At 61.9% G+C, this 7,224-nt stretch carries 10 protein-coding genes and 1 tRNA gene; all 11 read left to right on the top strand.

Features of this window, described 5'->3' with window-relative positions:
- A partial coding sequence (locus AC0L2P_RS31045) for an EF-Tu C-terminal domain-related protein (protein WP_454589835.1) occupies positions 1 to 76 on the top strand: 76 nt, incomplete at its 5' end.
- A 158-nt stretch (positions 77 to 234) separates the two neighbouring features.
- A complete protein-coding gene (locus AC0L2P_RS31040; RefSeq protein WP_473506961.1) occupies positions 235 to 1,926 on the top strand; it encodes a COG3904 family protein in 1,692 nt (563 codons plus the stop codon).
- Between the two features lie 108 nt (positions 1,927 to 2,034).
- Entirely contained in the window at positions 2,035 to 2,517 is a 483-nt protein-coding gene (locus AC0L2P_RS31035) for a group II truncated hemoglobin (RefSeq protein ID WP_473506960.1), read from the top strand.
- Between the two features lie 146 nt (positions 2,518 to 2,663).
- Positions 2,664 to 3,167 carry a hypothetical protein gene (locus AC0L2P_RS31030; RefSeq protein ID WP_473506958.1) on the top strand — a complete coding sequence of 168 codons (504 nt, stop codon included), beginning with the start codon at positions 2,664 to 2,666 and terminating at the stop codon, positions 3,165 to 3,167.
- A 77-nt stretch (positions 3,168 to 3,244) separates the two neighbouring features.
- A tRNA-Trp gene (locus AC0L2P_RS31025) sits at positions 3,245 to 3,320 on the top strand.
- 365 nt (positions 3,321 to 3,685) lie between these two features.
- Positions 3,686 to 3,889, top strand: a complete 204-nt coding sequence (gene secE, locus AC0L2P_RS31020) for a preprotein translocase subunit SecE (RefSeq protein WP_023680439.1) — start codon at positions 3,686 to 3,688, stop codon at positions 3,887 to 3,889.
- A gap of 27 nt (positions 3,890 to 3,916) precedes the next feature.
- A complete protein-coding gene (gene nusG / locus AC0L2P_RS31015) occupies positions 3,917 to 4,444 on the top strand; it encodes a transcription termination/antitermination protein NusG (RefSeq protein WP_473506956.1) in 528 nt (175 codons plus the stop codon).
- 160 nt (positions 4,445 to 4,604) lie between these two features.
- Positions 4,605 to 5,033, top strand: a complete 429-nt coding sequence (gene rplK, locus AC0L2P_RS31010; protein ID WP_023680440.1) for a 50S ribosomal protein L11 — start codon at positions 4,605 to 4,607, stop codon at positions 5,031 to 5,033.
- 4 nt (positions 5,034 to 5,037) lie between these two features.
- A complete protein-coding gene (rplA, locus tag AC0L2P_RS31005) occupies positions 5,038 to 5,736 on the top strand; it encodes a 50S ribosomal protein L1 (RefSeq protein WP_473506954.1) in 699 nt (232 codons plus the stop codon).
- Between the two features lie 391 nt (positions 5,737 to 6,127).
- On the top strand, positions 6,128 to 6,646 hold the full coding sequence (gene rplJ, locus AC0L2P_RS31000) for a 50S ribosomal protein L10 (protein ID WP_473506952.1): 519 nt from the start codon (positions 6,128 to 6,130) through the stop codon (positions 6,644 to 6,646).
- 54 nt (positions 6,647 to 6,700) lie between these two features.
- A complete protein-coding gene (gene rplL / locus AC0L2P_RS30995; protein ID WP_140752948.1) occupies positions 6,701 to 7,078 on the top strand; it encodes a 50S ribosomal protein L7/L12 in 378 nt (125 codons plus the stop codon).
- Positions 7,079 to 7,224: the final 146 nt, after the last annotated feature.

Genomic DNA, 7,224 nt, shown 5'->3' with positions numbered 1-7,224 from the left:
AGAGAAGCTGCGCTTCGCCATCCGTGAAGGCGGCCGCACCGTCGGTGCCGGCATCGTCGTCACCATCAAAGAGTAATCGCCGGCGCTGCCGGTCGGGATCGGATGCAAAAGGGCGGTCTTCGGGCCGCCCTTTTGATTCTGGTATTCCGGTAATGGATTAACCGCATTGCTTCAAATCCTGTTGCAAGCGCCTCTGCCATAACTAGTATAGGTTGCATCGAGGGGGCTGCCCGAATGGGTCCATGGCGCCGTTTGCATAGTCAGGCATGGTGGTCGCTAGGGCTGATCTGCCTGGTGTCGCTGCTCGTCATGGGCCACGCTGCCTTCGCAGCGGATGCAAAGAAATCCACTTCGGAAAAACCCACTTCGGATCTCGGCCCGACAATGCGGTTCGTCGTCGTCCGCAGCAGCGCGCCGGGCTGCGAGCCGACCTGTCCGGAATGGATATCGGCGGAAGGTTCGATAGAAGCCGGCACGCCGGCCCTTTTCAAGCGCACGCTGAAGCAGCTTGGCGGCCGAAAGCTGCCGATCGTCGTCGATTCCCCCGGCGGCAATGTCGAAGCGGCGCTGACACTTGGTCGCCTGATCCGCAAGAACAAGCTCGATATCGCCGTCGGCAAAACCCGCTTCGTCGGCTGTCTGCCGGATATGAAGAACTGCAAGGAAAACGACGGCAAGGGCGCCCGTTATTTCGGCAATACGTACGTCAACGGCGCCATCTGCAATTCCGCCTGTCCATTGATGTTTTCCGGTGGCATCCGGCGCGTGGTCGGGGAATGGGCCTTTCTCGGCGTTCATCAGATCACCACGACCTACATCCGGACGAAACTGCTGTACCGCACCACTTACCGCATGCTGAAAGGCAAGAAGAAGATCCTCAGCACCCGGATCGTCAGCCGGAAGGACGCCGGCAGCTACAAGACCTACGAGATGAACAAGCCGCTGGAGCGGAAGCTGGCGGCCTATCTGAAGGAGATGGGCGTCGGCCTGGGCGTGCTCGAGACCATGAAAAGCACGCCGGCCAGCAGCATCCAGCAACTGGTTCCCTACGACATGATGCAAATGAATCTCGTCACCAGCCTGGACGCCGTCGACCTGCTGACCGCGCCAACCCTATGCAAATCCGATCCGTTGCCGGCGAGTTGCAGGGATGTGCCGGTGCCGGCGAATATCGCCAAGCCGGCCGGCGACGTAGCGACGAACGCCGAGCCTGCACCCGCAGGGCTCGAAACTACCCAGCCGAGGGAGGCTGCAGACATGCGCTTTGTCCTGGTCCGCGGCAGCAATCCGCTTTGCAATCCCAACTGCCCGGAATGGATCTCGGCCGAAGGCACAATTACCGCTGACACGCCCGAAAAACTGCGCCAACTGCTTGACAGCGCAGGCGACCGGCGCCTGCCCATCGTCATCAGTTCGCCGGGCGGTGACGTGCTTGGCGCTCTCGCCGCCGGAAGGCTGATCCGCGAACGTAAACTCGACATAGCGGTAGCGCGGACGGACTTCATTGGCTGTGAGCCGCGGCAGGCCGACTGCGCCGCCGACGACGGCGTCTACAACGGGCTCACGGTCGATGTCGGCGGCGAGTGCGGCTCGGCCTGCCCGATCATGCTCGCCGGCGGTATCAAACGGCTGGTCGGCCCGCGTGCACAGTTGAGCCTGCATTCGATGGGCTTCGAGCAGCGTGTCAAGGCCTATCTCGAGGACATGACTGTTGGACCCGGCATGTTTTCGGCGATGCAATCGGCGCAATACTCGCGCTACCGGCAGCTTGAACCAGAGATGATGCTGAAAGTCGGGCTGACGACCGGGCCTGGATCCGCGGACGAATTGACAGGTCCCGGCATCTGCAGATCGGAGCCACGGCCGGAGAACTGCCACGAGCTCTCGGGCGCCAAGGCTCAGGCCAGCACGCCCCTGAAATCATAGGCCGGTCAATCGTAAGACAGGCATTGCGGCCAAACTGGCCATCGAGGCAGGTTGAGCGGCACTCGATATTTCCGCTATCGTCCAGCGAAGACCAGCACGGGATCGCAAATGAGCCAGGATGTCCCGACATTGTTCGAATGGGCCGGCGGCTCCGAAGCGCTGAACCGCCTGACCCAGACCTTCTACGACAACGTCTCCCGGGACCCCATCGTCGGGCCTGTGTTCAAGCATATGGCGCCGGACCATCCCGCCCACGTCGCGGCCTTCATCGGCGAAGTCTTTGGCGGACCGAAAACCTACAGCGAAAAGCATGGCGGCCATCGCGAGATGGTGATGCATCATCTCGGCAAGCACCTGACGGAGGAGCAGCGCCGGCGCTGGATCAATCTTCTCGCCGACGCCGCCGACGAGATCGGATTGCCTGACGATCCCGAATTCCGCTCGGCCTTCATGGCCTATATCGAATGGGGATCGCGGCTGGCCAAGATGAACTCCAACAAGGGCCCGACCTGCGACCCCGAGACGGAACCAATGCCGGCCTGGAGTTGGAGGGTTCCGGGCGGCCCCTACAAGCCGCCTTCGGGAAACTGACCAGGCGCGAATCGGTCCAAAAAACCATGCCGCCACGACCCCGTTGCCCAAAAACGGGTGGCGGTGAATGATTCGGTCCGCCAGGTTGGAACCGTTTGGGGCCGCCGTCGCTGGCGGGGGCCGCGCTGAAAAACCGGAGGCTTGCGATGGGATCGGACAGCAAAGCGGATTCTGACAGCGATCGCGGAACCCGAAATCCGTTTGGTGTCATGGATGTTTCCACTCCCGACGACGAGGAGGTGTCGGCGTTCGCCGCCGGAATAAAGCTGGAGGGAGCCGCAAGCGATGAAAACGCCGAAGCCTGGGGCACCGAAAGCGACCGCGACTGCAACGACACCATCGAAGGCAGTTGGTCCAGCCGATGGAACGGTGGTGCCGATCCCACAATTCCGGGCGATAGGACGGACAAATGGAAGTCTGGCCGGGGCGAGGTGAAGACGGCGGCAGAGAGAGTGTACCTGCTGTTCGATTGGCATGATGGCCTGCGCAAGGGGCTCATCGATGCCCGGCGCGTCGGTGCGAAAGGGCTGGTTGGAAAATACATCAATCTGACCGACCCAGAAATCGTGCGCCCCTGGGTCGGTTTGATCGTCAGCAATCGACGGATCGACGGGAAATGGCCGGGAGGACGCCTGGACTTTCGAAGATGAAGGCTGGGCGGCGCACGTCGCTCTTTACAGAGCGCGCGGAAGCTTTTAGGAAGCGCCTGCTGCGCCGACATGCGCATACGGGCATAGCTCAGTTGGTAGAGCGGCGGTCTCCAAAACCGCAGGTCGTAGGTTCGAGCCCTGCTGCCCGTGCCATTCTTTGAATGGATACCTAAAAAACGATTCTTTTGCAGCGCGGCCTTTGAAAATCGGCTTGTGACTTGCCATATAGCATAAGCTGCGGCATAAGGGCCGCATAGCCGGGACGGGACGACTGGATGGTTCCGAGGCGGCGTTTGGTCATAAAGCGGACACTTGCCACTTGCGTGGATCAAGAATCGGTTTTATGTAGACGAAACAGACACGCGGCGCGTGGAGCTGGGAAGCCGGCTTTACGCGTCTGATTTGCATGGGCGAAATGATTGCGCTGATTCGGCGCGAACGCACGCTCGAGCGGCACGTCCCGGCCAGCGGGATCATCCAGGAGACCCGCCCAGCGGGTCTTGCAGACAGAGCGGCATATGGCTTCGAAAACCACAAATCCTTTCACCTTTCTCCAGCAGGTTCGCGCGGAGACCGCCAAGGTCACTTGGCCGTCGCGGCGCGAAACGATGATCTCGACGGTGATGGTCCTTGTGTTCGCGGTCATCGCGATGATCTTTTTCTTTACCGCAGACGTGGCCATGGGCTTTGCGGTCGAAAAAATCCTCGGCCTTGGACAGTAAGTCCGGCGATTACGGAGAAGTCTTGAAATGACCGCGCGGTGGTACATCATCCACGCCTACTCGAACTTTGAAAAGAAAGTCGCCGAGGACATTGAGAACAAGGCCAAGCAGAAGGGCCTGTCCGCCGACATCGAGCAGATCGTGGTACCGACCGAGAAGGTCGTCGAGATCCGCCGCGGCCGCAAGGTCGACGCCGAGCGCAAGTTCTTTCCGGGCTATGTGCTGCTGAAGGCCAATCTGACCGATGCCGTGTTCTCGCTCGTCAAGAACACGCCGAAGGTCACCGGTTTCCTGGGCGACTCCAAGCCGGTGCCGATCACCGAAGCCGAGGCCCAGCGTATCCTGAACCAGGTTCAGGAGGGCGTCGAGCGGCCGAAGCCGTCGGTGACGTTCGAGATCGGCGAAGCGATCCGCGTTTCGGATGGACCATTCGCGTCCTTCAACGGTTTCGTCCAGGAAGTGGACGAGGAGCGGGCGCGGCTCAAGGTGGAAGTTTCGATCTTCGGGCGCGCCGTGCCGGTCGATCTGGAATTCGGACAGGTCGAGAAGAGCTGATCCGAAATCCCTGCACCGGTTTCGGCGGCAGGGAAGGCGGCGCGGAGATCGCGCGGCCAAAAACGGGTGGAAGGCGAATGCGGCTTTAGCCGGCCGCGCGGACCGCACCACCAGACTGCAACCGCCGGCAAGACCGGCATGAGAAAAGGCAGGAAGAGAGATGGCTAAGAAGATTGCAGGCCAGCTCAAGCTCCAGGTTTCCGCGGGATCGGCCACGCCGTCGCCCCCGATCGGCCCGGCGCTTGGTCAGCGTGGCATCAACATCATGGAGTTCTGCAAGGCGTTCAACGCGCAGACCCAGGAAATGGAAAAGGGCTCGCCGGTCCCGGTCGTCATCACCTATTACCAGGACAAGTCGTTCACCTTCGTCATGAAGACGCCGCCGGTGAGCTATTTCCTGAAGAAGGCCGCGAACCTGAAGTCGGGCTCGAAAGAGCCGGGCAAGGTCAAGGCCGGCACGATCGGCCGCGATAAGGTGCGCGCCATCGCCGAGCAGAAGATGAAGGATCTGAACGCAAACGACGTCGAGGCGGCCATGCGCATGGTCGAGGGCTCCGCCCGCTCGATGGGTCTGGAAGTGGTGGGCTGAGATCATGGCAAAGATTGCAAAGCGCGTATCGAAGACCCGCGAAGGCATCGATCCCAACAAGGCCTATGCCCTGGGTGATGCGTTGAAGCTGCTCAAGGACCGGTCCTCGGTGAAGTTCGACGAGACGATCGAAGTCGCGATGAACCTCGGCGTCGACCCGCGCCATGCCGACCAGATGGTCCGCGGCGTGGTCAACCTGCCGAACGGCACCGGCCGCAGCGTTCGCGTCGCCGTCTTTGCGCGTGGCGACAAGGCCGAGGAGGCCAAGGCCGCCGGCGCCGATATCGTCGGAGCGGAGGATCTGGTCGATATCGTCCAGAAGGGCACGATCGACTTCGATCGCTGCATCGCCACGCCGGACATGATGCCGCTGGTCGGCCGTCTCGGCAAGGTGCTCGGTCCGCGCGGCATGATGCCGAACCCGAAGGTCGGCACTGTCACCACCGACGTTGCCGCCGCCGTCAAGGCATCGAAGGGCGGCGCCGTCGAGTTCCGCGTCGAGAAGGCCGGCATCGTTCACGCCGGCGTCGGCAAGGTCTCGTTCGACGTCAAGGCGCTGGAAGAAAACGTCCGCGCTTTCGCTGACGCGGTGACCAGGGCAAAGCCGGCTGGTGCCAAGGGCAACTATGTCAAGAAGGTGTCGGTCACCTCGACGATGGGCCCGGGCCTCAAGCTCGACGTCTCGACGCTCGCAGCGTCCTGATACGAACAATTGGATCAGCCGCTAAAACGCTGATCCGTGAAAGAATTCCGGGCCTCCGACCTGTCGGCGGCCCGGTACCGGAAGTCGAAAGGCTTCCGGACATCCTGTCCGAGATTGCAGGCGGCCCCCAAGCCTTAGGTGATGTGGGCCTTAATTCATGTGGGCCTGCATGAGACGGGTGAAGACCGGACAAAGGAGCGAAAGCTCCAATGAAAGGTTCGAACCGTGTTTGCCTTTTGTCTGCGCACCGTCCGGCTTGCCGGCAGGTGTGGCGAAAGGGGGCAGGATCCTCGAGCGTCGTTCGGGAGATCCGTTACTGGATGGCCCGGCCGGCAAAAGGCAACCCGACGCCTGTCCTTCGTAGAGGGCAGGGGTCAACTGGAGATAGGCAGTGGACAGAGCGGAAAAACGCGAACTCGTCACGGGCCTGAATGATGCGTTCTCAAGCGCTGGTTCAGTCGTCGTGGCCCACTACGCCGGTATCACCGTCGCGCAAATGAACGACCTTCGGTCGAAAATGCGCGCTGCCGGTGGCACCGTCAAAGTCGCGAAGAACCGTCTCGCCAAAATCGCTCTTCAGGGCACGGACTCCGCATCGATCATCGAGCTGTTCAAGGGACAGACGCTGATCGCCTATTCGGAGGATCCGATTGCGGCGCCGAAGGTCGCGTCCGATTTCGCCAGGGGAAATGACAAGCTCGTCATTCTCGGCGGCGCAATGGGCACCACCTCGCTCAACGCCGACGGTGTGAAGGCTCTCGCCACACTTCCGTCGCTCGATGAGCTGCGCGCCAGGCTGGTTGGCATGATCGCCACGCCGGCAACCCGGATCGCCCAGATCGTCAATGCGCCTGCGGCTTCGGTCGCGCGCGTCATCGGCGCTTACGCCCGGAAGGACGAGGCGGCATGAGGCCGTTCCTCGCTATCACAAACACACGTTCGAACCTTATGAAGGAACATTGCAATGGCTGATCTGGCAAAGATCGTAGACGACCTTTCGAAGCTGACCGTCCTCGAGGCGGCCGAGCTGTCGAAGCTTCTTGAAGAAAAGTGGGGCGTTTCCGCCGCTGCTCCGGTGGCGGTTGCCGCTGCCGGCGGCGCTGCGGCCGCTGCTGCTCCGGTCGAGGAAAAGACGGAATTCGACGTCGTCCTCACCGAGGCAGGCGCTCAGAAGATCAACGTCATCAAGGAGGTTCGCGCCATCACCGGTCTTGGCCTCAAGGAAGCCAAGGACCTGGTCGAGGCGGCTCCGAAGCCGGTCAAGGAAGGCGTTTCCAAGGCCGACGCGGACAAGTTCAAGGCCCAGCTGGAAGCAGCCGGCGCCAAGGTTGAACTGAAGTAAGCGTTGAGTACCGGGGGGCCGCGGGGCCGCCGGCCCCCCCCCCCCCCCGGGGGGGGGGGGGGGGGGGGGGGGAGGGGTGGAAAAAACATTTACTGGGGGGGGCACAACGCCCAGAGCGAAAAAGGGGTTTTGCCGGGTTTTGCCCC

It is taken from the genome of Mesorhizobium sp. WSM4836 (assembly GCF_055811815.1).
This window is presented reverse-complemented; position numbering and strand designations above follow the sequence as displayed.

Coding starts and splice junctions, on each gene's coding strand:
- AC0L2P_RS31040 (WP_473506961.1), top strand. CDS start 235: ATGGGTCCATGGCGCCGTTTGCATAGTCAGGCATGGTGGTCGCTAGGG.
- AC0L2P_RS31035 (WP_473506960.1), top strand. CDS start 2,035: ATGAGCCAGGATGTCCCGACATTGTTCGAATGGGCCGGCGGCTCCGAA.
- AC0L2P_RS31030 (WP_473506958.1), top strand. CDS start 2,664: ATGGGATCGGACAGCAAAGCGGATTCTGACAGCGATCGCGGAACCCGA.
- secE (WP_023680439.1), top strand. CDS start 3,686: ATGGCTTCGAAAACCACAAATCCTTTCACCTTTCTCCAGCAGGTTCGC.
- nusG (WP_473506956.1), top strand. CDS start 3,917: ATGACCGCGCGGTGGTACATCATCCACGCCTACTCGAACTTTGAAAAG.
- rplK (WP_023680440.1), top strand. CDS start 4,605: ATGGCTAAGAAGATTGCAGGCCAGCTCAAGCTCCAGGTTTCCGCGGGA.
- rplA (WP_473506954.1), top strand. CDS start 5,038: ATGGCAAAGATTGCAAAGCGCGTATCGAAGACCCGCGAAGGCATCGAT.
- rplL (WP_140752948.1), top strand. CDS start 6,701: ATGGCTGATCTGGCAAAGATCGTAGACGACCTTTCGAAGCTGACCGTC.